Annotated in this window: 22 protein-coding genes; 5 read left to right on the top strand and 17 right to left on the bottom strand. The window is 62.3% G+C overall.

The features are described from left to right. Window positions 1–345: 345 nt before the first annotated feature. Window positions 346–1,700 (bottom strand): IS3 family transposase gene (locus KSS93_RS21155; RefSeq protein WP_217885837.1). Its coding sequence is split into 2 segments (ribosomal slippage): window positions 346–1,227 and window positions 1,230–1,700, totalling 1,353 coding nucleotides; the frame shifts between segments, so codons are not numbered across the junction. A gap of 147 nt (window positions 1,701–1,847) precedes the next feature. On the opposite strand from KSS93_RS21155, the gene recR reads away from it, so the two are divergent. After that, window positions 1,848–2,450: a recombination mediator RecR gene (gene recR / locus KSS93_RS21150; RefSeq protein ID WP_217885836.1), complete on the top strand. Its 603-nt coding sequence runs from the start codon at window positions 1,848–1,850 to the stop codon at window positions 2,448–2,450. A 107-nt stretch (window positions 2,451–2,557) separates the two neighbouring features. Here the strand turns inward: recR and KSS93_RS21145 are convergent, their stop codons facing one another. The 12 genes from KSS93_RS21145 to ccoN (KSS93_RS21090) form a co-directional block, all read right to left on the bottom strand. Next, window positions 2,558–3,106 (bottom strand): adenine phosphoribosyltransferase, encoded by a 549-nt coding sequence (locus tag KSS93_RS21145; protein WP_028692867.1) that lies wholly within the window; start codon window positions 3,104–3,106, stop codon window positions 2,558–2,560. A 53-nt stretch (window positions 3,107–3,159) separates the two neighbouring features. Next, complete coding sequence (gene fnrA / locus KSS93_RS21140) at window positions 3,160–3,894, bottom strand: Crp/Fnr family transcriptional regulator FnrA (protein ID WP_217885835.1); 735 nt, start codon at window positions 3,892–3,894, stop codon at window positions 3,160–3,162. Between the two features lie 187 nt (window positions 3,895–4,081). Further along, window positions 4,082–5,464 (bottom strand): oxygen-independent coproporphyrinogen III oxidase, encoded by a 1,383-nt coding sequence (hemN, locus tag KSS93_RS21135; protein ID WP_217885834.1) that lies wholly within the window; start codon window positions 5,462–5,464, stop codon window positions 4,082–4,084. A gap of 160 nt (window positions 5,465–5,624) precedes the next feature. Next, complete coding sequence (locus tag KSS93_RS21130; protein ID WP_217885833.1) at window positions 5,625–6,308, bottom strand: sulfite exporter TauE/SafE family protein; 684 nt, start codon at window positions 6,306–6,308, stop codon at window positions 5,625–5,627. Further along, window positions 6,301–6,513, bottom strand: a complete 213-nt coding sequence (ccoS, locus tag KSS93_RS21125) for a cbb3-type cytochrome oxidase assembly protein CcoS (RefSeq protein ID WP_217885832.1) — start codon at window positions 6,511–6,513, stop codon at window positions 6,301–6,303. Before ccoS ends, KSS93_RS21130 begins: the two co-directional genes overlap by 8 nt. Next, a complete protein-coding gene (locus KSS93_RS21120) occupies window positions 6,495–8,966 on the bottom strand; it encodes a heavy metal translocating P-type ATPase (RefSeq protein ID WP_217885831.1) in 2,472 nt (823 codons plus the stop codon). Before KSS93_RS21120 ends, ccoS begins: the two co-directional genes overlap by 19 nt. 131 nt (window positions 8,967–9,097) lie before the next feature. Further along, window positions 9,098–9,628: a FixH family protein gene (locus tag KSS93_RS21115; protein ID WP_217885830.1), complete on the bottom strand. Its 531-nt coding sequence runs from the start codon at window positions 9,626–9,628 to the stop codon at window positions 9,098–9,100. Window positions 9,629–9,643: 15 nt separating this feature from the next. Next, window positions 9,644–11,059: a cytochrome c oxidase accessory protein CcoG gene (gene ccoG, locus KSS93_RS21110; RefSeq protein WP_217885829.1), complete on the bottom strand. Its 1,416-nt coding sequence runs from the start codon at window positions 11,057–11,059 to the stop codon at window positions 9,644–9,646. 315 nt (window positions 11,060–11,374) lie between these two features. Next, window positions 11,375–12,355 (bottom strand): cytochrome-c oxidase, cbb3-type subunit III, encoded by a 981-nt coding sequence (gene ccoP, locus KSS93_RS21105; RefSeq protein WP_217885828.1) that lies wholly within the window; start codon window positions 12,353–12,355, stop codon window positions 11,375–11,377. After that, on the bottom strand, window positions 12,352–12,546 hold the full coding sequence (locus KSS93_RS21100; protein ID WP_217885827.1) for a cbb3-type cytochrome oxidase subunit 3: 195 nt from the start codon (window positions 12,544–12,546) through the stop codon (window positions 12,352–12,354). Before KSS93_RS21100 ends, ccoP (KSS93_RS21105) begins: the two co-directional genes overlap by 4 nt. A gap of 5 nt (window positions 12,547–12,551) precedes the next feature. Continuing rightward, window positions 12,552–13,160, bottom strand: a complete 609-nt coding sequence (gene ccoO, locus KSS93_RS21095; protein ID WP_217839536.1) for a cytochrome-c oxidase, cbb3-type subunit II — start codon at window positions 13,158–13,160, stop codon at window positions 12,552–12,554. After that, window positions 13,160–14,602: a cytochrome-c oxidase, cbb3-type subunit I gene (ccoN, locus tag KSS93_RS21090; protein WP_060508211.1), complete on the bottom strand. Its 1,443-nt coding sequence runs from the start codon at window positions 14,600–14,602 to the stop codon at window positions 13,160–13,162. The genes ccoO (KSS93_RS21095) and ccoN (KSS93_RS21090) overlap by 1 nt, the downstream gene beginning before the upstream one ends. 513 nt (window positions 14,603–15,115) lie before the next feature. Here ccoN (KSS93_RS21090) and KSS93_RS21085 point away from each other — a divergent pair. The 4 genes from KSS93_RS21085 to KSS93_RS21070 all read left to right on the top strand — a co-directional run bounded on the left by KSS93_RS21085 (window position 15,116) and on the right by KSS93_RS21070 (window position 21,054). Next, window positions 15,116–17,359, top strand: coding sequence for a type VI secretion system Vgr family protein (locus tag KSS93_RS21085; RefSeq protein ID WP_217885826.1), 2,244 nt, complete (start codon window positions 15,116–15,118; stop codon window positions 17,357–17,359). 15 nt (window positions 17,360–17,374) lie between these two features. Next, window positions 17,375–18,631 carry a VRR-NUC domain-containing protein gene (locus KSS93_RS21080; RefSeq protein WP_217885825.1) on the top strand — a complete coding sequence of 419 codons (1,257 nt, stop codon included), beginning with the start codon at window positions 17,375–17,377 and terminating at the stop codon, window positions 18,629–18,631. An 11-nt stretch (window positions 18,632–18,642) separates the two neighbouring features. Beyond that, window positions 18,643–19,758: a type VI immunity family protein gene (locus KSS93_RS21075; RefSeq protein ID WP_217885824.1), complete on the top strand. Its 1,116-nt coding sequence runs from the start codon at window positions 18,643–18,645 to the stop codon at window positions 19,756–19,758. Window positions 19,759–19,938: 180 nt separating this feature from the next. Next, the gene (locus KSS93_RS21070; RefSeq protein ID WP_217885823.1) at window positions 19,939–21,054 is read left to right on the top strand and encodes a type VI immunity family protein; all 1,116 of its coding nucleotides are present in this window, start codon (window positions 19,939–19,941) and stop codon (window positions 21,052–21,054) included. Between the two features lie 127 nt (window positions 21,055–21,181). Here KSS93_RS21070 and ccoP (KSS93_RS21065) read toward each other — a convergent pair whose 3' ends face one another. Genes ccoP (KSS93_RS21065) through ccoN (KSS93_RS21050) form a run of 4 tightly spaced genes read right to left on the bottom strand, consistent with a single transcriptional unit; the run spans window position 21,182 to window position 24,372 of the window. Continuing rightward, entirely contained in the window at window positions 21,182–22,120 is a 939-nt protein-coding gene (ccoP, locus tag KSS93_RS21065; protein ID WP_217839529.1) for a cytochrome-c oxidase, cbb3-type subunit III, read from the bottom strand. Continuing rightward, entirely contained in the window at window positions 22,117–22,320 is a 204-nt protein-coding gene (locus KSS93_RS21060) for a cbb3-type cytochrome oxidase subunit 3 (RefSeq protein ID WP_217839528.1), read from the bottom strand. Before KSS93_RS21060 ends, ccoP (KSS93_RS21065) begins: the two co-directional genes overlap by 4 nt. A gap of 5 nt (window positions 22,321–22,325) precedes the next feature. Then, a complete protein-coding gene (gene ccoO / locus KSS93_RS21055; RefSeq protein WP_217839527.1) occupies window positions 22,326–22,934 on the bottom strand; it encodes a cytochrome-c oxidase, cbb3-type subunit II in 609 nt (202 codons plus the stop codon). Window positions 22,935–22,947: 13 nt separating this feature from the next. Continuing rightward, complete coding sequence (ccoN, locus tag KSS93_RS21050; RefSeq protein ID WP_217839526.1) at window positions 22,948–24,372, bottom strand: cytochrome-c oxidase, cbb3-type subunit I; 1,425 nt, start codon at window positions 24,370–24,372, stop codon at window positions 22,948–22,950. Window positions 24,373–24,406: the final 34 nt, after the last annotated feature.

Here is a 24,406-nt window from a genome sequence, read left to right as displayed (position 1 = left end):
TGTCTTGCTCAATTTTTAAAAGCCGACTCGATTCTTGTGGGAAGCGGCCTTGTGTCGCGATAGGGCTGCGCAGCAGCCCCGGCGATTTTGCAGGATGCCGATATTCTGGGGCCGCTGTGCGGCCCAATCGCGACACAAGGCCGCTTCCCACAGGATTGCACAGATCCTGAATCTGGCGCTGTACCTGTGGGGCTTTAGCCGCGAAACAGACGACGCGGTGGATGGCACCGGCGTTGCCGGTGTTCGCGGCTAAAGCCGCTCCCACAGGGTGGACGCCAGCATTTAGAAATCGAGCAAGACAGTTGCTCCCACAAGTATGGACTGCCCCCCAAAAGTTGGACAGTTTTAAGCTGCCGCCTGGGTCCTGTAATCGACAGGGCTCAGGCCATTAAGCCTTAGCTTGATGCGGTCATGGTTGTAGTAGTGAATGTACTCATCCAAGCCCGCTTTCAATTCATCAATACTCTCGAAACGCTTGAGGTAGAAAAACTCTGACTTGAGCGTGCCGAAGAAGCTTTCCATAGCTGCATTGTCCAGGCAATTGCCTTTGCGAGACATGCTCTGTTTCACGCCGCGACTGCGGAGCGTGTGGCGATACTGAGCCTGCTGGTACTGCCACCCCTGGTCGGTGTGGAGCACTAGCCTGGGCTTCTCTCCCAAGGTCTTGAGCGCCTTGTCGAGCATGTTTCCAACCAGGCTGTACTGAGGGCGAGTAGCCGTCTCGTAGGCGATGATTTCCCCGTTGTACAAATCCATCACTGGCGAAAGGTAGAGCTTCTGTTGAGCCACCTTGAACTCGGTTACGTCACTCACCCATTTCTGGTTAGGACGCTGGGCGACGAAATTTCGCTCCAGCAGATTCGTCGCTATCTTGCCAACAGTACCTCGGTACGACTTATATTTTTTGGGCCGCACCAGTGATTTCAGACCCAGGGTAACCATCAGCTTCTCGATGACCTTCTTGTTGACCAGCACCCCACCTTTCCTGATCACGAGTGCAACGCGTCGATAGCCGTAGCGCCCTTTCTCTTTGTGATAGACCTGCTGAATCTTCTCTTTTAGCTCGGCATGCTTGTCCGGCTTCTGCTGGCTCTGCACCTGATAGTAAAAGGTGCTGCGAGCCAGCCCGATCAGCCGCAGCAGATCAGGCAAAGGGAACCTAGGCTTGAGCTTGGAAGCGATCAGGACTTTTTGCCTGGTATTCGTTCCTTTTCCTCCCGCAAAGCCTTGAGCTCCTTTAAGACAGCATTCTCCATCCGCAGGTATTCGAGCTCCGCCAACAGCTGGTCTCGGGGCTTTTGCGAGTCGTCGGTATCTGTGGGTTTTGCTGGTTTGATCTTCTTCGGCACTTTGATCGGCTTTTTCTGGCGGTCTACAGGAGCTACAAGGCCACCACTGTAGTACTGCCGCTGCCAATTGCCTATCTGCGACGATTGGGCGAGGCCAAAATGCGCTGCGGTTTGACGCATGGAAAGACGATGCTCGTGCATAAAGCTCAGCACCTGCCGCTTGAAGTCGTCGTCATAGCGCTGCCCGTTAGAGCGCGGAGAAAGGCTGAACTTGCTCTGATGGCTTGAAACCCACCGGCGTAGCAAGCTGTAGTCGACACCGAAAAGCTGGGCCACCTTGCGGAAGCCATTATTGCCATCCAGGTACGCTGAGATGGCTGTGAGCTTGAACTGCTCTGTGTATTTGCTCATAGGTCCCCCAAGGGTTGGATTTTTTGTCCAACTTCTTGGGGGCAGTCCAAGTACAGCGTCGGTAATGCTATCGGTGTCATGGCAAATTTGACGCTACTGCCCCACGTCGGTATAAACCGCCTCTTACCGATTTATCAGGCCTTTCCCATGAGCTTCAGCCCCCTCATCCGCCAACTGATCGACGCCCTGCGCATCTTGCCCGGTGTCGGCCAGAAAACCGCCCAGCGCATGGCCCTGCAACTGCTGGAGCGCGACCGCAGCGGCGGCACGCGCCTGGCCCAGGCCCTGAGCCAGGCCATGGAAGGGGTTGGCCACTGCCGTCAGTGCCGCACCCTCACCGAGCAGGAGCTGTGCCCGCAATGCGCCGACACGCGCCGCGACGATACCCAGCTGTGCGTGGTGGAGGGGCCGATGGATGTGTATGCGGTGGAGCAGACCGGCTACCGCGGGCGCTACTTCGTGCTCAAGGGGCATTTGTCGCCGCTCGACGGGCTGGGGCCGGATGCCATCGGCATTCCGCAGCTGATGGCGCGTATCGACGAGCAGGGCACTTTCAATGAAGTGATCCTGGCCACCAACCCGACGGTGGAAGGGGAGGCGACGGCCCATTACATCGCCCAGCTGCTGGCCGAGAAGGGGCTGGCAGCCACGCGCATTGCCCATGGCGTGCCGTTGGGCGGGGAGCTGGAGCTGGTGGATGGCGGTACGCTGGCCCACGCGTTTGCCGGGCGCAAGCCGATTTCGCTTTGATATGAAGGGGGCCGCTTTGCGGCCCTTCGCGGCACAAGGCCGCTCCTACAGGGCTACACGACCCTCTGTAGGAGCGGCCTTGTGCCGCGATGGTTTTCTGGCCGGACTTAGTACTCGCTCAACGAAAACTCGGTCAGGCAGAAGGTCGGCACACCTGCCGCCTGCAACCGGCGCGAACCTTCAAGCTCGGGCAGGTCGATGATCGCCGCCGCCTCGAACACCTGCGCGCCGGTGCGGCGCACCAGGTTGGCCGCCGCCAGCAGGGTGCCGCCGGTGGCGATCAAATCATCGAAAATCAACACCGAATCGCCTTCGCACAGGCTGTCGGCGTGCACTTCGAGGAAGGCTTCGCCGTACTCGGTCTGGTAACCCTCGCTCAACACATCGGCCGGCAGCTTGCCCTGCTTGCGGAACAGGATCAGTGGCTTGTTCAACTGGTGGGCGATGATCGATCCGATCAAAAAGCCCCGCGCGTCCATGGCACCGATGTGGCTGAACTCGGCCTCGACATAGCGCTCGATGAACTGGTCGGCAACATAGCGCAGCCCGCGCGGCGACTGGAACAGCGGGGTGATGTCGCGGAAGATGACGCCCGGCTTGGGGAAGTCCACTACCGGGCGAATCAGGGCTTTGAGGTCGAAGGTGTCGCTGTGCATGGGGCGGGTATCCTGAAAAACCAAGGCGCCAGTATACCCTGTTAACGCCCGGGTCAGGATTCCATTGCGCCGCCGGCCAGCGCGCACAGCTGGATCGGGTCGAGGATGTGCACCTCTTTACCCTCGGCCTTGAGCAGGCCGTTCTGCTGGAAGCGGGTGAACACGCGGGACACGGTTTCCACCGCCAGGCCCAGGTAGTTACCGATCTCGTTGCGCGACATGCTCAGGCGGAACTGGTTGGCCGAATAACCGCGGGCGCGGAAGCGTGCCGACAGGTTGACCAGGAAGGTGGCGATGCGCTCGTCGGCGGTCTTTTTCGACAGCAGCAGCATCATTTGCTGGTCGTCGCGGATCTCGCGGCTCATCACCCGCATCAGTTGGCGGCGCAGCTGTGGCAATTGCACCGACAGCTCGTCGAGGCGCTCGAACGGGATCTCGCACACCGAGGTGGTTTCCTGCGCTTGAGCCGACACCGGATAGGCCTCGGTGTCCATGCCCGACAGGCCGACCAGCTCGCTGGGCAGGTGGAAGCCGGTGATCTGTTCTTCGCCGGCGTCGCTCAGGCTGAAGGTTTTCAGGGCGCCGGAGCGTACTGCGTAGACCGAGCCGAAATTGTCACCTTGGCGGAACAGGAACTCGCCTTTTTTGAGTGGGCGCCCGCGTTTGACGATTTCATCCAGTGCGTCCATGTCCTCGAGGTTGAGGGACAAAGGCAGGCACAGGGGGGCCAGGCTGCAATCCTTGCAATGGGCCTGGTTGTGGGGGCGCAGTTTGACTGGCTCGGGCATAGCTTTAATCCTTGTGGTAAAGCACACATAAGCCGTAAGGGTAACCCACGGCTAGGGTAGTAGGCCAGCGTGCGCATTTTTGGTGCGTGCTGGTGGCGGCCCTGGCAAGGGTGTGCCGGGGCCTTCCACTGTCCATAGTGTGCCTGGCAAGGCGCGCTGTCCATGCGGTGAAACGCCTCAATTACCGCTATATCACCCGGGAAAAACGCTGGCGGTTGTGCTGGGCAAGATAAGCGTCGAACACCATGCACACCGAGCGCACCAGCAGCCTGCCGGCCGGCAGCACGCGGATGCCCTTGGCGTCGAGGCTGATCAGGCCGTCGCGCTGCATGGCCTGAAGCTCGGGCCACTGTTCGTTGAAGTAGCCGCGAAAATCGATCAGGAACTGCCGCTCGATGGCCTCGAAATCCAGCTCGAAGTGGCAGATCAGTTGCTGGATCACCGCCCGGCGCAGGCGGTCGTCCTGGTTGCACAACAGGCCGCGCTGGGTCGCCAGCTGGGCGCTGGACAGCGCGTCCTGGTAGGTGTTGAGGTCGCTGCTGTTCTGGCAGTACAGGTCGCCGATCTGGCTGATGGCCGACACCCCCAGGCCGATCAGGTCGCAGTGGCCGTGGGTGGTATAGCCCTGGAAGTTGCGCTGCAGGGTGCCTTCTTCCTGGGCGATGGCCAACTCGTCGTCGGGCAGGGCGAAGTGGTCCATGCCGATATAGCGGTAGCCGGCGCCGGTCAGTTGCTCGATGGTGGCCTGCAGCATCTCGAGCTTGGCCGCAGGGCTGGGCAGCTCGCTTTCGTCGATACGCCGCTGTGGCATGAAGCGCTCGGGCAAATGCGCGTAGTTGAACACCGAAAGGCGGTCCGGTTGCAGGCGGATGACTTCTTCGACGGTGCGGGCGAAGCCTTCCGGAGTCTGCCGGGGCAGGCCGTAGATCAGGTCGAGGTTCACCGAGCGGAACTGCAAGGTGCGCGCGGCTTCGGTCAGGGCGCGGGTCTGTTCCAGGCTTTGCAGGCGGTTGACCGCGCGTTGCACGGCCGGGTCGAGGTCCTGCACGCCCAGGCTGACGCGGTTGAACCCCAGTTCGCGCAGCAGGCCCATGGTCGACCAGTCGGCTTCGCGCGGGTCGAGCTCGATGCCGTAGTCGCCGGAGTCGTCGTCCAGCAGGTTGAAGTGCTGGCGCAGGCTGGCCATCAACTGGCGCAGCTCCACATGGCTTAAAAAGGTCGGCGTGCCGCCGCCAAAGTGCAACTGCTCGACGCGCTGCTTGGGGTCGAGGTGGCAGGCGAGCAGCTGGATTTCCTGCTCCAGGCGCTGCAGGTAAGGCGTGGCGCGGCCACGGTCCTTGGTGATGACCTTGTTGCAGGCGCAGTAGTAGCAGATGTTGGCGCAGAACGGCACGTGCACGTACAGCGACAGCGGGCGCGTGGCCCGGCGGCTTTCACGCAGGGCGTGGAGCAGGTCGAACGAGCCCACTTCGCCATGCAGTTGCACCGCGGTCGGGTAGGAGGTGTAACGGGGCCCGGCCAGATCGTAGCGACGGATCAGGTCGGCGTCCCAGCGTAGGTCGTCGAGCATGTGGGTAGTCCCCGGATAAAGCTGCAGTGTCCGGAGTCTAGGGCGGAGCCGGGGAGGGCATGTTGATTTGCATCAAGCTGGCCTGCCGATCGCGGGGCAAGCCCGCTTCCACAGGATTGCGCGTTTGTACCCGTGGGAGCTGGCTTGCCCCGCGATTCGTTCAATGCCCCATCAACCAATGCTGATGCGGCCCGGGTAATGTCCACACCCCGAACAACATCACCATCACTCCGCCGGCCATGCGCACCCCGCGGTTGCGCAGCAGCGCGCCAACCTGCTGCGCCGCAAGCCCGGTGGCCAGCAGCACCGGCCAGGTGCCTACGCCGAACGCCAGCATCAGCGCCGCGCTGTGCAGCGCATCGCCCTGGCTGGCTGCCCACAACAGGGTGCTATACACCAGCCCGCACGGCAGCCAGCCCCACAGCGCCCCCAGCAGCAGCGCCCGGGGCAGGCTGGACACCGGCAGCAGCCGCGTCGCCACGGGCTGTACATGGCGCCATAAACCGCGCCCGAGCGCCTCGATGCGGGTCAGGCCGCTCCACCAGCCGGCCAGGTACAGCCCCATGGCAATCAGCAGCAGCGCCGCCACCACCCGCAGCCCGATGGCCAGCGGGCTGCTGGCCACGGCGACGCCAGCCAGCCCCAGCAGCAGCCCGGCAGTGGCGTAGCTCAAGATACGCCCGAGGTTGTAGGCAATCAGCAGGCGCAAGCGGCGGCCGCGCTGCTCGGGGGGGATAGCCAGGGTCAGGGCGCCCATCAGGCCGCCGCACATCCCCAGGCAATGGCCACCGCCGAGCAGGCCAAGCACCAGGGCCGAGCCCAGCAGGGGGAGCAGGTCAGGCACGCGGGGCAGGGTCCTTGTCGTCGGGCTTTTCGTCTTCAGGTTTTACTGCGGCCTGGTGGCGTGGGTCCTGGTCGTCGAACAGGATGCTGTGGGCTGGGCTTTCCAGGTCGTCGTACTGGCCGCTGTCCACCGCCCAGAAGAAGATGTACACGGCCACGCCAACCAGCAGCAGGGCGGCGGGGATCATCACGTAGAGGGCGGGCATAGGGTCTTCCTTCCAGGCGTGGGCGACGCGCAGGTGGCAGGGCTGGCAACGCTGCCCTGGCGGGTCAGGCGCAGGGCGTTGAGCACCACGATCAGCGAACTGACCGACATGCCGACTGCCGCCCAGACCGGGGTCACCCAGCCCAGTGCGGCGAACGGCAGCATCAGGCCATTGTACAGGCTCGCCCACAGCAGGTTCTGGACAATGTTGCGGCGCGTGCGGCGGGCCAGGGCGAAGGCCTGCACCAGCGCCTGCAGGTTGTTCGACAGCAGCACGGCGTCGGCGCTGGTTTTGGCAAGGTCCGTGGCGCTGCCCATGGCGATGCTGATGTCGGCGGCGGCCAGCACCGGCACGTCGTTGACCCCGTCACCGAGCATCAACACCTTGCGCCCTTCGCCCTGCAATTGCTTCAGGCGGCTGAGCTTGTCGTCCGGGCGCAGGCCGCCAACGGCCTGGTCGATGCCCAGTTGCGCGGCCACCTCGGCGACCATCGGCGAGCTGTCGCCAGACAACAGCAGGGTTTGCCAGCCGCGGGCCTTGCAGGCGGCCACAAGGTCTGCGGCGTCGTCACGCACGCGGTCGTCCAGGCCGAACCAGGCCAGCGGGCCTTGGCGGTCGCCCAGCAGCAGCCATTGGCCGCGTGGTTCGAGTACGGCGGGCACTTCGGCGCCGCTCAGGGCGCAAACGAAAGTGGCTTGGCCGATGCGCAGGCGCTGGCCGTCCACCTCGCCTTCCAGGCCTAGGCCGGGCACTGCGTTGACCGCTTCGGCGGCCTGTGCGGCGCGGCCAAAGGCGCGGGCGATGGGGTGCTCGGAGCTGTTCTCCAGTGCCGCAGCCAGGGCCAGGCACTGGTCGGCGTCAAGCCGGCCCAGCGGGCGGATGCTGCGCAGGGCCAGGCGGCCTTCGGTGAGCGTACCGGTCTTGTCGAAGATTACCGTGTCGATCTGGTTCAGGCCTTCGAGCACATGGCCACGGGTCACCAGCAGGCCAAGCTTGTGCAGGGTGCCGGTGGCTGCGGTCAGCGCGGTGGGGGTGGCCAGCGACAGGGCGCAGGGGCAGGTGGCCACCAGCATGGCCAGGACAATCCAGAACGCCCGCCCCGCATCCAGCTGCCACCACACCAAACCGATCACCGCCGCCGCCACCAGGCTGAACAGCAAGAACCATTGCGAGGCACGGTCGGCGATTTCGGCCAGGCGGGGTTTTTCCGACTGGGCGCGCTCGAGCAGGCGCACGATGGCCGACAAACGCGAGTCCTGGCCCAGGGCCTGAACCTCGACGGTCAGGGTGCTTTCGACATTCAGCGTACCGCCGGTGACCCGGTCGCCGCTGCGCCGGGGTTGCGGCAGGTACTCACCGGTCAGCAGCGACTCATCGACGCTGGAGCGCCCGGCGACGATGCAGCCGTCAGCCGGGATCACCGCCCCCGGCAGCACCTGCACGCGGTCGCCGCAGCGCAGCTCGCCCAGCAGAATGCGTTCGGCCTGGCCATCGGCGCCCAGGCGCAGGCACGAGGCCGGCAGCAGGTTGACCAGTTGCGCGGTGGCCGTCGCGGTGCGCTCGCGGGCGCGGCGCTCCAGGTAGCGGCCGGTGAGCAGAAACAGCGCGAACATGCCCACGGTGTCGAAGTACAGCTCGCCGCTGCCGGTGATGGCGGTCCAGATACCGGCGCCGAAGGCCAGGGCGATGGCCAGCGACACCGATACGTCCATGGTCAGGTGGCGGGTGCGCAGGTCGCGGGCGGCGCCCTTGAAAAACGGCGCGCAGCTGTAGAACACGATGGGGATTGTCAGAAACAGTGCGACCCAGCGCAGGATGGTGTGCATCTCGGGCGACAGGTCGATGTTGAATTCAGGCCAGGTAGCCATGGTCGCCATCATCGCCTGGAACCACAGCAGCCCGGCCACCCCCAGGCGGCGCAGGGCGCTGCGGTTTTCGGCGGCCAGGTGTTCAGCAGCCTGGTCGGGCTGGTAGGGGTGGGCGGCGTAGCCGATGTGGCGCAGCTCGGCCAGCAGGCTCGACAGCGGCAACTGGTCGTCGGCCCAGCTGACCAGCAGGCGGTGGTTGGACAGGTTCAGGCGCGCTTCGTTGACCCCTGCAAGGTTGCGCAGGTGCTTCTCGATCAGCCAGCCACAGGCTGCACAGCTGATGCCCTCGACCAGCAGGGTGGCTTCGGCCAGCTCGCCCTCGTGGCGTACGAAGTTGCGTTGCACGTCGTCGCGGTCATACAGCGCCAGTTCGTCCTGCAACTGTTTGGGCAGGGCCTCGGGGTTGGCGCTGCTGTCGCTGCGGTGCTGGTAGTAATGCTCCAGCCCCCCGGCGACGATGGACTCGGCCACCGCCTGGCAGCCCGGGCAGCAGAACGCCCGTGGCTGGCCAAGGACCACGGCGGTGAAGCGGCTGCCGGCGGGGACGGGCAGAGCGCAGTGGTAGCAGGGGGTGGGGTGGGTCATAAGATTATCTACTGGCTGGTGCGGACCCTGTGGGAGCGGGCTTGCCCGCGAATGCGATGGTTCCGGCAATGAAGATTGCAGGCCAGACGCCTTCGCGGGCAAGCCCGCTCCCACAGGGGGCGGCGGTGCGGCTACTGCTGGTGCTCGGCACCTTGCAATGCCTCATCCCCCAACTGCAAGGCCACCCCATGCTCGACCTTCTCTTCTTCGAACAGGCGCCACACATGCTCATCCTGGCTGCCCAGCAGCTCGACGAAGCGCCGCCCCTCGACCTTGTCGTCCAGCTGGCCTACATAGCGGCCAGGCTCGCTGCGGGCCAGTTGCACCTTGCGGTCGCGGTCCGGCTGGGTGGGGGAAATCAGGTTCAGTTCCAGGGTTTGCGGGTTGCTGTTGCCGCTCAGGCGCACGTCCACTTCGCCGGTCAGTTCGTCCAGGTGAATGCTGGCCTTGAGGTTGAGAGTCTGGGCCAGCAGCTCGCGGTCCAGCGAGCGGTTGATGCCCTTGCCGGCCTCGTAATAGTTGTCGTTGACCAGGTTGTCGGGGTTGCGCACGGCAATGCTGACCATGGTCAGGCTCAGGCACACCGAGGTGGTCAGGATGCCGATGATGATCCAGGGCCAGAGGTGCTTGTACCAGGGGCTGGTGGCGGTAGCGGCAGGCATGGTGCGTGGTCTCTCTCAGCGGATCTGTGGGCCGATGAAGCGGCTCTTGGCTTCGACCTGTTGGCCGCTGTCGTCGGCGTCCTTCAGGGTGAAGATGATTTCGTTGGTGGTCGAGGGCAGTTTTTCCGGGGCCACCGACAGCTGCACCGGCAGGCTGACGATGTCGCCGGCGGCCACGCGGATCTCGCGCTGGCCGGTCAGTTGCAGGTCGGGCACGCCGGTGGCGTCCAGCACATACACGTGGTCGCGCTGGTCCTTGTTCATCACTTTCAGGCTGTACACGTTCTCGATCCGGCCCTGGGCGTTCTCGCGGTACAGCACGCGGTCCTTGGCCACATCGAAGCCTACCAGCGAACGGGTGGCGAAGGCGGTGGCCAGGGCGCCGATCATCACCAGCAGCACCATGGCGTAGCCGATCAGGCGCGGGCGCAGCATGTGGGTCTTCTGCCCGGACAGGTTGTGCTCGGTGGTGTAGCTGATCAGGCCCTTGGGGTAGTTCATCTTGTCCATGATCGCGTCGCACGCATCGATGCACGCGGCGCAGCCGATGCACTCGACCTGCAGGCCGTCGCGGATGTCGATGCCGGTGGGGCACACCTGCACGCACATGGTGCAGTCGATGCAGTCGCCCAGGCCCTGGGCCTTGTAGTCTGCGTCCTTTTTACGCGGGCCGCGGGTTTCGCCGCGGCGCGGGTCGTAGCTGACGATCAGGGTGTCCTTGTCGAACATCACGCTCTGGAAGCGCGCATAGGGGCACATGTACACGCATACCTGCTCGCGCAGCCAGCCGGCATTGCCGTAGGTGGCCAGGGTGAAGAAGCCGATCCAGAAGTAGGCCCAGCCGTCGGCTTGCCCGGTGAAGAATTCGATGACCAGCTCGCGCACCGGGGCAAAGTAGCCGACGAAGGTCAGGCCGGTGACCAGGCCGATCAGCAGCCACAGGCTGTGCTTGGCCAGCTTGCGCAAAAACTTGTTGGCGCTCATCGGCGCCTTGTCCAGCTTCATGCGCTGGTTGCGGTCACCCTCGGTGACCTTCTCGCACCACATGAACACCCAGGTCCACACGCTTTGCGGGCAGGTGTAGCCGCACCATACGCGCCCGGCATACACGGTGATGAAGAACAGGCCGAAGGCGGCGACGATCAATATGCCCGACAGCAGAATGAAGTCCTGCGGCCAGATGGTGGCGCCGAAGATGTAGAACTTGCGCTCGGGCAGGTCCCACCACACGGCCTGGCGGCCGCCCCAGTTCAGCCACACGGTGCCGAAGTACAGCAAGAACAGCGCAGCACCGCCGACCATGCGCAGGCGGCGGAACAGGCCGGTGAAGGCGCGGGTGTAGATTTTTTCGCGCGAGGCGTAGAGGTCGACGGAATCCTTCCCTTTGCTGGCAGGCGGGGTGACGTCATGTACCGGTATTTGCTTGCTCATCATCAAGTCCCACGGCAGTGGAGAAACGCCGCGACCCGTGCTTGGCCGCGGTCTGGCGCGCTCTTACGGCGCTCTGCGGCCCATGATACGCCTGTGATGGCGCGCCGGGGCCTTGCTGCGACACTTAGTCGCGTTGGGCGGCTTGGATAAACGTGATATGGCGGGTGTCAATTGATCCAGGTCATGGAGCAGCGGGAAATGAGTTGCCTGTACCGGCTTCTTCGCGGGCAAGCCCGCTCCCACAAGTTCACTGCTCGCTCAAGGGTTGCGCAGCACCTGTGGGAGCGGGCTTGCCCGCGAAGAGGCTATGCCTGCTTACTCCGTTTTCTGCGCAGCCGCTTCCTGATGCGACAGGCTGTACACATAAGCCGCCAGCAGGTGCACCTTGTCGTTGCCCTGCAGTTGCTCCTGCGCCGGCATCTGGCCCTGACGGCCATAGCGGATGGTCTGTTGCAGCTGGGCGAAGCTCGAGCCGTAGATGAACGCCTGCGGGTGGGTCAGGTTGGGTGCGCCCATCGCCGGGGTGCCCTTGCCTTCGGGACCGTGACAGGCCACGCAGTTGGTGGCGAAGATCTGCTGGCCCTTGACCGGGTCGGCCTTGGCGTCTTCGGGCAGCTTGCGCCCGTCCAGGTTGCTCAGCACGAAGGCCGCCACGTCAGCCACGCCCTGCTCGCCGATCACCGTGCCCCAGGCCGGCATCACCCCGTGGCGCCCGCCCATGATGGTGGTCTTGATGGTTTCCGGCTCGCCGCCCCAACGCCAGTCGTTGTCGGTGAGGTTGGGGAAGCCGTAGGCACCCTTGGCGTCGGAGCCGTGGCATACCGAGCAGTTGGAGGCGAACAGCCGCGCCCCCATCTTCAGTGCCTGCGGGTCCTTGGCCACCTCTTCAAGGGGCATGGCGGCGAACTTGGCGAAGATCGGCCCGAAGCGGGCGTCGGCCTTTGCCATCTCCTTTTCCCACTCGTGCACGCCGGTCCAGCCGGCCTGGCCGTTGGAAAACTCGGTCTGCTTGTCGTTGTCCAGGTACGCGTAGCCCGGCAGCACGCCTTTCCAGTTGCCCAGGCCCGGGTACAGCACCAGGTAGCCCAGGGCGAACACGATGGTGCCGACGAACAGCCAGAACCACCATTTGGGCAGCGGGTTGTCGTACTCCTCGATGCCGTCGAAGGCGTGGCCCACGGTCTCGTCGGTGATCTCCTCGCGCTGGCCCTTGCGGGTCGACAGCAGCAGCCAGGTCAGCGAGAAGATGGTGCCCAGGGTGAGTACGGTGACGTACAGACTCCAGAAGGTTGTCATTGTTGTTTGCTCCCAGAAGCGTTTTTCGCTTGCTCGACGTGGCGGATGGCCTCGGGGTCGTCCGCGAACGGCAATTGCGTCGCTTCATCGAAGTCCTGCTTGCGCCGCGGGCTGAACACCCACAGCGCCAGGCCCACGAAAGCCACCAGCACCACCACGGTGCCCAGGCCGCGAATCATCCCGATATCCATCAGCGTCACCGTTTGCTCTTGATGATGGTGCCAAGGCCTTGCAGGTACGCCACCAGGGCGTCCATCTCGGTCTTGCCCTTGACCGCGTCGCGGGCACCGGCGATGTCTTCGTCGGTGTAAGGGGTACCGAGGGTGCGCAGCACTTCGAGCTTCTTGGCGGTGTCCTTGCCGTCGAGCTTGTTCTCGACCAGCCACGGGTAGGACGGCATCTTCGACTCAGGCACCACGTTGCGCGGGTTGTACAGGTGCGCGCGGTGCCAGTCGTCGGAGTAGCGGCCACCTACGCGGGCCAGGTCCGGGCCGGTGCGCTTGGAGCCCCACAGGAACGGGTGGTCCCAGACGCTTTCACCGGCCACCGAGTAGTGGCCGTAGCGTTCGGTTTCGGCGCGGAACGGGCGGATCATCTGCGAGTGGCAGCCCACGCAACCTTCGCGGATATAGATATCGCGGCCTTCGACTTCCAGCGCGGTGCGCGGCTTCATGCCTTCGACCGGCTTGTTGGTGACGTCCTGGAAAAACAGCGGGACGATTTGCGTAAGGCCACCGATGCTGACAGCGATGACCATGAAGAAGGCCAGCAGGCCAATGTTCTTCTCGACGGCTTCATGCTTCATCAGTGCGCTCCCACGACGACGATCTTGGCGGCTTCCTCAGCCTGTACCGGGTTGGCCGCGCGAACGGTGCGGAACACGTTGTAGGCCATCAGCAGCATGCCCGAGGCGAAGAACGCACCGCCCAGGGCGCGGACGATGTAGCCCGGGTGGCTGGCTTGCAGCGCTTCGACGAACGAGTAGGTGAGGGTGCCGTCGTCGTTGATGGCGCGCCACATCAGGCCCTGGGTGATGCCGTTGACCCACATCGAGGCGATGTACAGCACGGTGCCGATGGTGGCCAGCCAGAAGTGCGCGTTGATCAGGCCGACGCTGTGCATCTGCTCGCGGCCGTAGAGTTTCGGGATCATGTGGTACACCGCGCCGATGGAGATCATCGCCACCCAGCCGAGGGCGCCGGCGTGTACGTGGCCGATGGTCCAGTCGGTGTAGTGCGACAGCGAGTTGACGGTCTTGATGGCCATCATCGGGCCTTCGAAGGTGGACATGCCGTAGAACGCCAGCGACACCACCAAAAAGCGCAGGATCGGGTCGGTGCGCAGCTTATGCCAGGCCCCCGACAGGGTCATCATGCCGTTGATCATGCCGCCCCAGCTTGGCGCCAGCAGGATGATCGACATCACCATGCCCAGAGACTGCGCCCAGTCGGGCAGGGCGGTGTAGTGCAAATGGTGCGGGCCGGCCCAGATGTACAGGGTGATCAGCGCCCAGAAGTGCACGATCGACAGCCGGTACGAGTAGATCGGCCGCTCGGCCTGCTTGGGCACGAAGTAGTACATCATCCCCAAAAAACCCGTGGTGAGGAAAAAGCCCACCGCGTTGTGCCCGTACCACCACTGGATCATCGCGTCGGTGGCGCCGGCGTAGGCCGAGTACGACTTGAACAGGCTCACCGGCAGCGAGATGTGGTTGACGATGTGCAGCATCGCGGTAACCACGATGAAGGCGCCGTAGAACCAGTTGCCGACATAGATGTGCTTGGTCTTGCGCTTGACGATGGTGCCGAAGAACACCAGCCCGTAGGTGACCCAGACGATGGCCAGCAGGATCGCTAGCGGCCACTCGAGCTCGGCGTATTCCTTGGTGGTGGTGTAGCCCATCGGCAGGGTGATCAGCGCGCCGACGATTACCGCCTGCCAGCCCCAGAAGGTGAAGGCGGCCATGCTGTCGGAGATCAGGCGGGTCTGGCAGGTGCGCTGCACCACGTAGTAGCTGGTGCCGAACAGGGCGCAGCCGCCGAAGGCGAAGATCACCAGGTTGGTGTGCAGCGGGCGCAGGCGGCCAAAGCTCGTCCATGGCAGGTCCAGGTTGAGCTGGGGCCAGACCAGTTGCGAGGCGATGAAGACGCCGAGCCCCATGCCAAGGATCCCCCAGACCACCGTCATGATGGCGAACTGGCGGACGACCTTATAGTTATAAGCAGTCGGGCTGATTGCTGTGCTCATGCTAAGGTTCCACGGTTTTGGGTCATTCTTGTTGGTTGAAATCGGCGCCAGTTTCTATAACCACCAGGGTTATGGCAACGCAAGGAGACTTGCGCCGACCCGTGTCCAGGCCCTCTGCACCACCGTCCCGGGGTGATTGGGCTGAACGATTGTACACAAATAAATCTTTGTAATGTGTACCGTTTTTCGCCTTTTTCTGATCGAACGGTCAATCTTTTTTAACGCGCGGCGTCAGGCTGTGCGCCACGTCTGCTGCGCTCTTCACAGAGCGAAGCCACTGAGGCAACAAGCTTAGTTGCGTTCGGAGGGGGTGCAAGGGAGGGCCTGGAGCGCGCAGGGGGGAGAGGCTCGTCCGTATCAATGAGGTCGCCATGGTGTGTTGCTGAACGTGACGCCAAGTAGGAATGCTCCTTGTGCTACGTAGGAGCATTCCTTAACAGCATTTGACCCAGCAAATGCCACCCCCTCAACTGCTACGGTTCCCGTCCAATTCGGGCACAGGGAACCGCCGCCATGTTGCATTCAGGCCTCAAGGCCAACTTCACGCTGGCCTTCGACGAGATCGATGTCGACTTCCAGGTGCTCTCGTTCGAAGGCTTTGAAGCCATCAGCCAGCCGTACCGCTTCGAGGTGGAGCTGGTCAGCGAGCGCCCCGACATTGACCTGGAAAGCCTGCTGCACAAGCAGGCATTTCTCGCCTACGACCCGGACGGCAACGGCATCCACGCCCAGGTGTACCAGGTCGCCCAGGGCGACTCGGGCAAGCGCCTGCACCGCTACCGGCTGGTGCTGGTACCGCACCTGGCCTACCTGGCGCATCGCACCAACCAGCGCATCTTCCAGCAACTGACCGCGCCGCAGATCATCGCCAAGATTTTCGAAGAACACGGCCTGCAGAGCGACGCCTACCGCTTCAGCCTCGGCACACCGTGCCCGGTGCGCGAATACTGCGTGCAGTACGACGAGTCCGACCTGCACTTCGTGCAGCGCCTGTGCGAAGAGGAGGGCCTGCACTACCACTTCGAGCACAGCCGCGATGGCCACCTGCTGGTGTTCGGCGACGACCAGGCGTTCTTCCCCAAGCTCGGCCAGCCGGCTGCCTACGTGCAGGACACCGGCATGGTCGCCGACGAGCCGGTGATCAAGCGTTTCAACGTGCGCTTTGAAACCCGCACCAGCCGCGTCAGCCGGCGTGACTACGACTTCGAGAAGCCGCGCCTTTTGATGGAGGCCGCCTACAAGCCCGACCAGCCGACCATCGACGAGCCGGACCTGGAAGACTACGACTACCCGGCCGGCTTCACCGACCGCGCCCGCGGCAAGCAACTGAGCCAGCGCGCCCTGGAGCGCCACCGCGCCGACTACCGCCTGGCCGAAGGCCGCGGTGACGTGACCCGGCTGGTCAGCGGCCACTTCATGGAGTTGTCCGAGCACCCGCGTGTGGAGTGGAACGACCTGTGGCTGCTGACCGAGGTGCACCACGAAGGCAAGCAGCCGCAGGTGCTGGAAGAGTCGGTGACCAGCGACACCACCGACGACAAGGACGACTTCCACCAGGGCTACCGCAACCGCTTCTTCGCAACGCCATGGGACGTGTTCTACCGCCCCCAGCTCAAACACCCGAAACCCCAGGTACTGGGCAGCCAGAGCGCCGTGGTCACCGGCCCCAAGGGCGAGGAGATTTACTGCGACGAATATGGCCGGGTGAAGGTGCAGTTCTTCTGGGACCGTGAAGGCAAGGGCGACGAAACCACCAGTTGCTGGCTGCGGGTATCGTCCAGCTGGGCCGGCGAGCGCTATGGCGGCGTGGCCATCCCGCGGGTGGGCATGGAAGTGCTGGTGACTTTCCTCGAAGGCGACCCCGACCAGCCGCTGGTCAGCGGCTGCCTGTACCACGCCGTCAACCCGGTGCCTTACGAGCTGCCGATGCACAAGACCCGCAGCACCTTCAAGACCCTGAGCAGCCCCGGCGGCGGTGGTTTCAACGAACTGCGCATCGAGGACAAGAAAGGCCAGGAGCAGATCTTCGTGCACGCCCAGCGCGACTGGGACCAGAACATCCAGAACGATCAGAAGATCCACGTCGGCAACGAGCGCCATGACCTGGTGGTAGCCAACAGCTACAGCAAGTTCCAGTCCGAAGAGCACCGCACCACAGTGGGCGACCGCAAGACCGAGATCAAGGTGGACGACCACCTGACCGTGGGCAACAACCAGCACGTAAAAATCGGCACCGCGCAACTGGTGGAAGCCGGCCGGGAAGTGCACATCAAGGCCGGCGACAAAGTGGTGATCGACGCCGGCATGCAGATCAGCCTGAGCGGTGGCGGCAGCTTTATCACCCTCGATGCCGGCGGGGTGACGGTGATGGGGGCGCAGGTGCTGCTCAATGCTGGCGGCTCGCCGGGCAGTGGCAGTGGCATCGGCATTCTGCCGCCGTTGTTGCCGGGGGCAGCGGCCACGGCGTTGGCGGGCAAGGTGCCTGAGGCCCTCCAGAAGCACCGTGCGCGTTATCAGTTGCTTGACGAGAAAACCGGTGAGCCTCTGGTGGGGGCGGCCTACGTGCTCGTACAACCCGACGGGACGCGGTTGGCGGGGTACAGCGATGACAAGGGGTACACCTTCCAGGTCGTGACAGAGGGGCCGGCGGATCTGAATTTGCTGACGCAGCAACTTAAGCCTCAGCCGGTAGAGCAATTGTTCCGGGCGGGTGAAGCTGCGCCGCAGGAATTGAACATGGACCACAAAGATATCTAGTCAGAGGGATGACGCATGGTTTCGCCACGATTGCCAGAACTGCCGCAGGGTTGTACCACTACAAGTATCGAGGGTACGGTGAAGGAAGCCCCGCTGCCTTCTCCCGGAAATAAAAAGTATTTGATGGAAAAGGCCGAGTTTGCCATCAAGTTTCCAAGGCTGGGCATACGGGGCAGTAAGAGTGGGGATGAATATTCCATTGAGCTAAAGCAAATTGTCATGAGCGGCTTGATCAGGGCGGATGAGTACCGTTTTGGCTTTAATTGGGACTACAAGGCTGAAGTGAGCTTTGATATGAGATTTGAGCCGCCCAGGCCGTTTCTGAGTTCCTCTTTAGGCGCGCAGGATCCAGGGCGACGGCATTCATTGACGCCTTTTCCGAAAGGGTTCCTTGGAGGGAAATTAAGGCGGCCTGATATCACAATTGTGAAGGACAAGAGTGTCAGGTGGCCGGGGCAAGCGGGTCCGGATCATCAGGGTGTTGTGCATCCGGATAATCTGGAGCGTATCGTCGAGGTAAAGTTTCCGGGTGATGAACTAGGACCTGAGCAGCGTTCGGACTATATCGAGATTGCGGGTGGACCGAAAAAATTTTCGGTGCTGGAAGTGACCGACTGCCGAGATAACGGAGAGCGCGAAAAGGACCGTGAATATAATGCTCAGACCAATCCGACGCTAGCGTCGGACCCCCGGAAATGGCTATTCCCCGTCGAACGGCCGAAGGAGGCACCGACACCAGTACCCGTTTATGGTCCTGCGCCGACAGCGAAACCCGCTTATCTTGAAGCTTGGACGCTTGCACAAGAAGTGGTGGAGGGTTTGCGTGAGGACGGAAAAAACGCAATCGAGGCCTTGTCTCAAGAGGTAAGGCAGTATTTCGAGGACGTCAGTGCCTGGCTGACGCAGAAAGGTGAGTGGATCCGCCAGGAGGCCGGGAAAGCCTGGGAGTGGGTGAGTGAGAGCACGGGAGAAGTGATGCGATGGACAGATGAGCAGGTGCGAGAGATGTGGAAGGAGGTGCAGAAATACACGGATCTATCCCTTGAGATGTTGAAGGAGATTACTTGGGTGCAGTGGCTGGGGATAATCGCCGGGGGCGTTGCCTTGGTGGTTATCGTCGCGAATGCATCGACGGTGGTTGCTTTTGTTGCTGCTATTCCAGCATCTCTTATAGTTGCTCTTGCGTTTTTGGTTCGGATGGCTCATTTGTTCTGGACGAAACTTGTGCCTATTCTGAGTGCGCCTGCGGCACTTGTTGGTGCGAATGCTTGATGGATATGAAAATGAACAATATTGAGAAAATCAAACAAGAACTCGATAATCTCGAGTTCGACTCTTCTGAAGGTGTTCCGGTAGTCAGGTTGGGCGTGGTCGTCACGCTGTACTTTCGGAATGGCTATATTCCTGAGGTCATAGAGCGCATAGCGGGTTGCTTTAAGAGATTTTCTGAAGAGTTTAAGGGTTCTCTTCGGGGTATGTATTTTAAGCGATATAAAAAATATACCCGTAAGTCACTGGAGAGCGCTTTGAGCGCGATTACAGAGAAGCCGAGCAGATTTGCATTGCATTTGAGTAGCGCTTCCTCCGCCTATGATGTTGGTGTGTACAGTTTGGCGGTGCTCAATACCCGTGAAGAGCGCGGCGATTCTCTACGATCTTACATTAAGATGACCGTGCCTTGGGAGGAGTTGGGCACGCTTGATGGCGTCGAACGGTTCCAGGCATGGGTGCTGTACCTCAGCGAGCAAATGGATGCCGAGCACGGCTATGGCGGTCTTTCCACTTTGTTGCCTTTTGACTTCGATAGATACATGCCGGTCGAATATGAGCTTTCGCAAAAATATCCGGGGTTAGAGGTCGATACCCTGGCCATGGCCTTTTCGCTGAACCTCATTGGATCGATTAAAGGGGTCAATTGGTTCACTGTCTTGGGGAAAACACTGCTTGAGCGCCTGGGAGGCCCGGATTCGGTACGCCGCAAGCTGTCATCTCAAGGAGGCATCCACTGTTTCGAGTACGGTGGCGGGTTGATCGTCAGGGCCGGTGACCTGCCTGAGCTTGGCTCAGTAACGGAAATGCCCAAGCTGTACGTTGCTGCCAACAGCATCTTGAAGCCGTTGCGTGCGTCAGACCCGTATGCGCTGCAATCGTACTCCGAGTATGGCAATGGCTATGACGAGGAACGCTCGCTGCGATGGTACGCACGCTTCGACCAGGAAGAACCGGCTGCGCAGAGCCCAACAAAAATTGCGGCAGGTGATACCTGTACCGATACCGGGTATTGGTTCAGCCCGGCGCAGGAGAACTCCCGCCGGTTCTTCAACGCAGGCGAGGTCATGCCGGAGTTCAAGGGTTCCCCTTGGGGGGCGACCTTCTGGTACTGGTCTGGCGAGGAGTAATGAGGCAGGTGACTGCGTCGCGGTGAAGATTCTCCTCTGCCTCCAGCCCCGGCATTTCATTGTTTAGTCAAGCAAGGCATTCAGCAGGGTTATCGCTCACAACCCGGCAGGCTGCCGCGTATGTTATGGAAGCAAGGTGTCCTCCCTCGAAGGCTACCCTGAACAATCCAGGGAGTGAAAATGAGCGGTATTGAAAAAATCAAACAAGAACTCGGCAATCTTGAGTTCGACTCTTTTGAAGGCGTTCCGGTAGTCAGGTTGGGTGTGGTTGTTACGCTGTATTTTCGAAATGGCTACGTACCGGCGGTGAAGGAAAGTATAGCGGCTTGTTTTAGAAAGTTTTCGGAAGAGTTTGGTGGCGTTTTGCGCGGCATTATGTACAAACGGTATAAAAAATACACCCCGCAGGCAATGGGGCTCGCCTTGGGGGAAATCACTAGTGGGTCGAATCGATTTGAGCTTGCAGTGAACAGTGCAGGTTCCGTTTACGAAGCTAGTACATACGATTTGACGGTGCTCAATACTCGCGAGTCGAATGGTGATCACGTTAGATCGTATATGAAAATGACAGTCCCATGGTCGATGTTGGATACACCTGGCGGCGTCGAGCGTTTCCAGACATGGGTGCAGTACCTCAGCGAGCAAGTTGATGCCGAGCACGGCTATGGCGGTCTTTCCACTTTGTTGCCGTATGATTTCGATAAGTACATGCCTGTCGAATATGAGCTTTCGCAAAAGTATCCGGGGTTAGAGGTCGATACCTTGGCCATGGCTCATTCGCTGAGGCTGATAGGGTCTATCAAGGGCGTCAACTGGTTCACCATCGTGAGCCGAACGCTGCTAGAGCGTCTGGGCGGCCTGGACTCGGTACGCCGCAAGCTGTCCTCTCAAGGAGGCATCCATTGTCTCGAGTACGGCGGCGGGTTGATCGTCAGGGCCGGTGCCCTGCCTGAGCTCGGCTCAGCAACGGAAATGCCCAAGAGTTATGTTGCTGTTAACCGTGTATTGAAGCCGTTGCGTGCGTCAGACCCGGATACGCTGCAATCGTACTCCGAGTATGGCAATGGCTATGACGAGGAACGCTCGCTGCGTTGGTACGAACGCTTTGATGAGGAAGAGCCGACCGCGCAGAGCCCGAAAACAATTGCGGCAGGGGAGACCTGTACCGACACCGGCTATTGGTTCAGCCCGGCACAGAAGAACGCCCGTAGGTTCTTCAATGCTGGCGAGGTCATGCCGGAGTTCAAGGGTTCCCCTTGGGGCGCGACCTTCTGGTACTGGTCCGGCGAGGCGTAGTGAGGCTGCGGCGGCCAGCGCATTGGCTTGCACCCGGCCAAAGGTCGGGTGATTCAAGCCGACTCGCCCCGCGATAGCGCTCTGATCGGCGACGCCATCGCAGGGCAAGCCCGCACACAGGGTGTTGTTATTTGGCGGTTACCGACTCAGGCATCTGATCCTGCGACAGGCTGTACACATACGCCGCCAGCAGGTGCACCTTGTCGTTGCCCTGGATGTCGGCCTGGGCCGGCATCTGGCCCTGGCGGCCGTAGCGGATGGTCTGCTGCAACTGGGCAAAGCTCGAACCGTAGATGAACGCCTGCGGGTGGGTCAGGTTGGGCGCGCCCATGGCCGGGGTGCCCTTGCCTTCGGGGCCGTGGCAGGCCACGCAGTTGCTGGCGAAGATCTCCTTGCCTTTGGCCGGGTCGGCCTTGGCGTCTGCCGGCAGGCTGCGGCCATCCAGGCCTGTGAGCACGAACGCCGCCACATCGGCCACACCCTGCTCGCCGATCACCGTGGCCCAGCCGGGCATCACGCCGTGGCGGCCGTTCATGATCGAGGCCTTGATGGTGTCCGGCTCGCCGCCCCAGCGCCAGTCCTTGTCGGTCAGGTTGGGGAAGCCGTAGGCGCCCTTGGCGTCGGAGCCGTGGCACACCGAGCAGTTGGAGGCGAACAGCCGGCTGCCCATCTTCAGTGCCTGCGGGTCCTTGGCCACTTCCTCCACCGGCATGGCGGCGTACTTGGCGAAGATCGGGCCGAACTTGGCGTCGGCCTTGTCCATTTCCTTCTGCCATTCGTTGACGCCGGTCCAGCCGTTCTCGTAGCCCGGCAGGATGCCTTTCCAGTTGCCCAGGCCCGGGTAGAGGATCAGGTAGCCCACGGCAAACACCAAGGTGCCGACGAACAGCCAGAACCACCACTTGGGCAGCGGGTTGTCGTACTCCTCGATGCCGTCGAAGCTGTGGCCCATGGTCTGGTCGGTGGTGTTGCCCTGGCCCTTGCGGGTGCCGAGCAGCAGCCAGGTGAGGCCGATCAGGCTACCGATGGTCAGTACGCTGATATAGGTACTCCAGAAGGTGGTCATTGCCCGTTACTCCTCACTACGGCAGTCATGACAGGTTCCTGCCCGCTCGGGGGCAGGCGGTCGTCGACGAAGGGCAGCAGGCGCGCTTCGGCGAAATCACGGTCGCGGCGACGGTTGAAGACCCAGAGCGACAGGCCGATGAAGGCGATCATCACCACCAGGGTACCCAGGCCGCGGATCATGCCGATGTCCATTTCCATCGCACTCACCTCTTGTTCTTGATCGCGGTGCCGAGCACCTGCAGGTAGGCCACCAGGGCGTCCATCTCGGTCTTGCCCTTGACCGCGTCGCGGGCACCGTTGATGTCGTCGTCGGTGTAGGGCACGCCGAGGGTGCGCAGGGTGCGCATCTTCACGTCGGTGTGGCTGTTGTCCACCTGTGCGGCCACCAGCCACGGGTAGGACGGCATCTTCGACTCAGGCACCACGTTGCGCGGGTTGTACAGGTGCGCGCGGTGCCAGTCATCGGAGTAGCGCCCACCTACGCGGGCCAGGTCCGGGCCGGTGCGCTTGGAGCCCCACAGGAACGGGTGGTCCCACACGCTTTCGCCGGCCACCGAGTAGTGGCCGTAGCGTTCGGTTTCGGCGCGGAACGGGCGGATCATCTGCGAGTGGCAGCCAACGCAACCTTCGCGAATGTAGATGTCGCGGCCTTCGAGTTGCAGCGCGGTGTAGGGCTTCATGCCCTCGACCGGCTTGTTGGTGACGTCCTGGAAGAACAGCGGGACGATTTGTGTGAGGCCGCCGATGCTGACGGCGAACACCATCAGCAGGGCCAGCAGGCCGACGTTTTTCTCGATGACTTCATGTTTCATCAGGCAGGTCTCCTCAAGCCAGCTGGGCGTTCGCAGGGGCGGCGTCGAGCGCCGGCGAACGCACGGTGCGCCAGGTGTTCCAGGCCATCAGGAACATGCCGCTGAGGAAGATCGCGCCGCCGACAAAGCGCACGACGAAGCCTGGGTGGCTGGCTACCAGGGTTTCCACGAACGAGTAGGTGAGCGTGCCGTCGCTGTTGACCGCGCGCCACATCAGGCCCTGGGCGATGCCGTTGACCCACATCGAGGCGATGTACAGCACGGTGCCGATGGTGGCCAGCCAGAAGTGCGCGTTGATCAGGCCGATGCTGTACATGCGCTCCTTGCCGAACACTTTCGGGATGGTGTGGTACAGCGCGCCGATGGAGATCATCGCTACCCAGCCGAGGGCGCCGGCATGCACGTGGCCGATGGTCCAGTCGGTGTAGTGGGAGAGGGCGTTGACCGTCTTGATGGCCATCATCGGGCCTTCGAAGGTGGACATGCCGTAGAACGCCAGCGAGACGACCAAGAAGCGCAGGATCGGGTCGCTGCGCAGCTTATGCCAGGCCCCCGACAGGGTCATCATGCCGTTGATCATGCCGCCCCAGCTTGGTGCCAGCAGAATCAGCGACATCACCATGCCCAGCGACTGCGCCCAGTCGGGCAGCGCGGTGTAGTGCAAATGATGCGGGCCGGCCCAGATGTACAGGGTGATCAGCGCCCAGAAGTGCACGATCGACAGCCGGTACGAATACACCGGGCGTTCGGCCTGCTTGGGCACGTAGTAGTACATCATCCCCAGGAAGCCTGCGGTCAGGAAGAAGCCCACCGCGTTGTGGCCGTACCACCACTGCACCATGGCATCAGTGGCGCCTGCGTACACCGAGTACGACTTGGTCAGGCTGACCGGCAGCTCCAGGTTGTTGACCACATGCAGCAGCGCCACGGTGAGGATGAACCCGCCGAAGAACCAGTTACCCACGTAGATGTGCTTGGTGGTGCGCTTCATCAGCGTGCCGAAGAACACGATGGCGTAGCACACCCAGACGATGGTGATCAGGATGTCGATCGGCCACTCAAGCTCGGCGTACTCCTTGGAGCTGGTGTAGCCCAGCGGCAGGGTGATGGCGGCGAGCAGGATCACCAGTTGCCAGCCCCAGAAGGTGAACGCGGCAAGCTTTGGCGAGAACAGGGTGGTCTGGCAGGTGCGTTGCACCGAATAATAGGAGGTGGCGAACAGGGCACAACCACCGAAGGCGAAGATCACCGCGTTGGTGTGCAGCGGCCGCAGGCGGCCGAAGCTGGTCCACGGCAGGTCGAAGTTCAGTGAGGGCCAGGCGAGCTGGGCGGCGATGAAGACGCCGAGCCCCATCCCGACGATGCCCCACACCACCGTCATGATGGCGAATTGGCGGACCACCTTGTAGTTGTAGGCGGTACTGCTGGTTGTGTTCATGTATGGGTTCCCATCCACGGTTATTGGCAGGCTA

Source organism: Pseudomonas xanthosomatis (assembly GCF_019139835.1).
Taxonomy (GTDB): Bacteria; Pseudomonadota; Gammaproteobacteria; order Pseudomonadales; family Pseudomonadaceae; genus Aquipseudomonas; species Aquipseudomonas fakonensis.
Note: the sequence above shows the minus strand (reverse complement) of the source record. Positions and strands in the feature narration are given on the sequence as shown.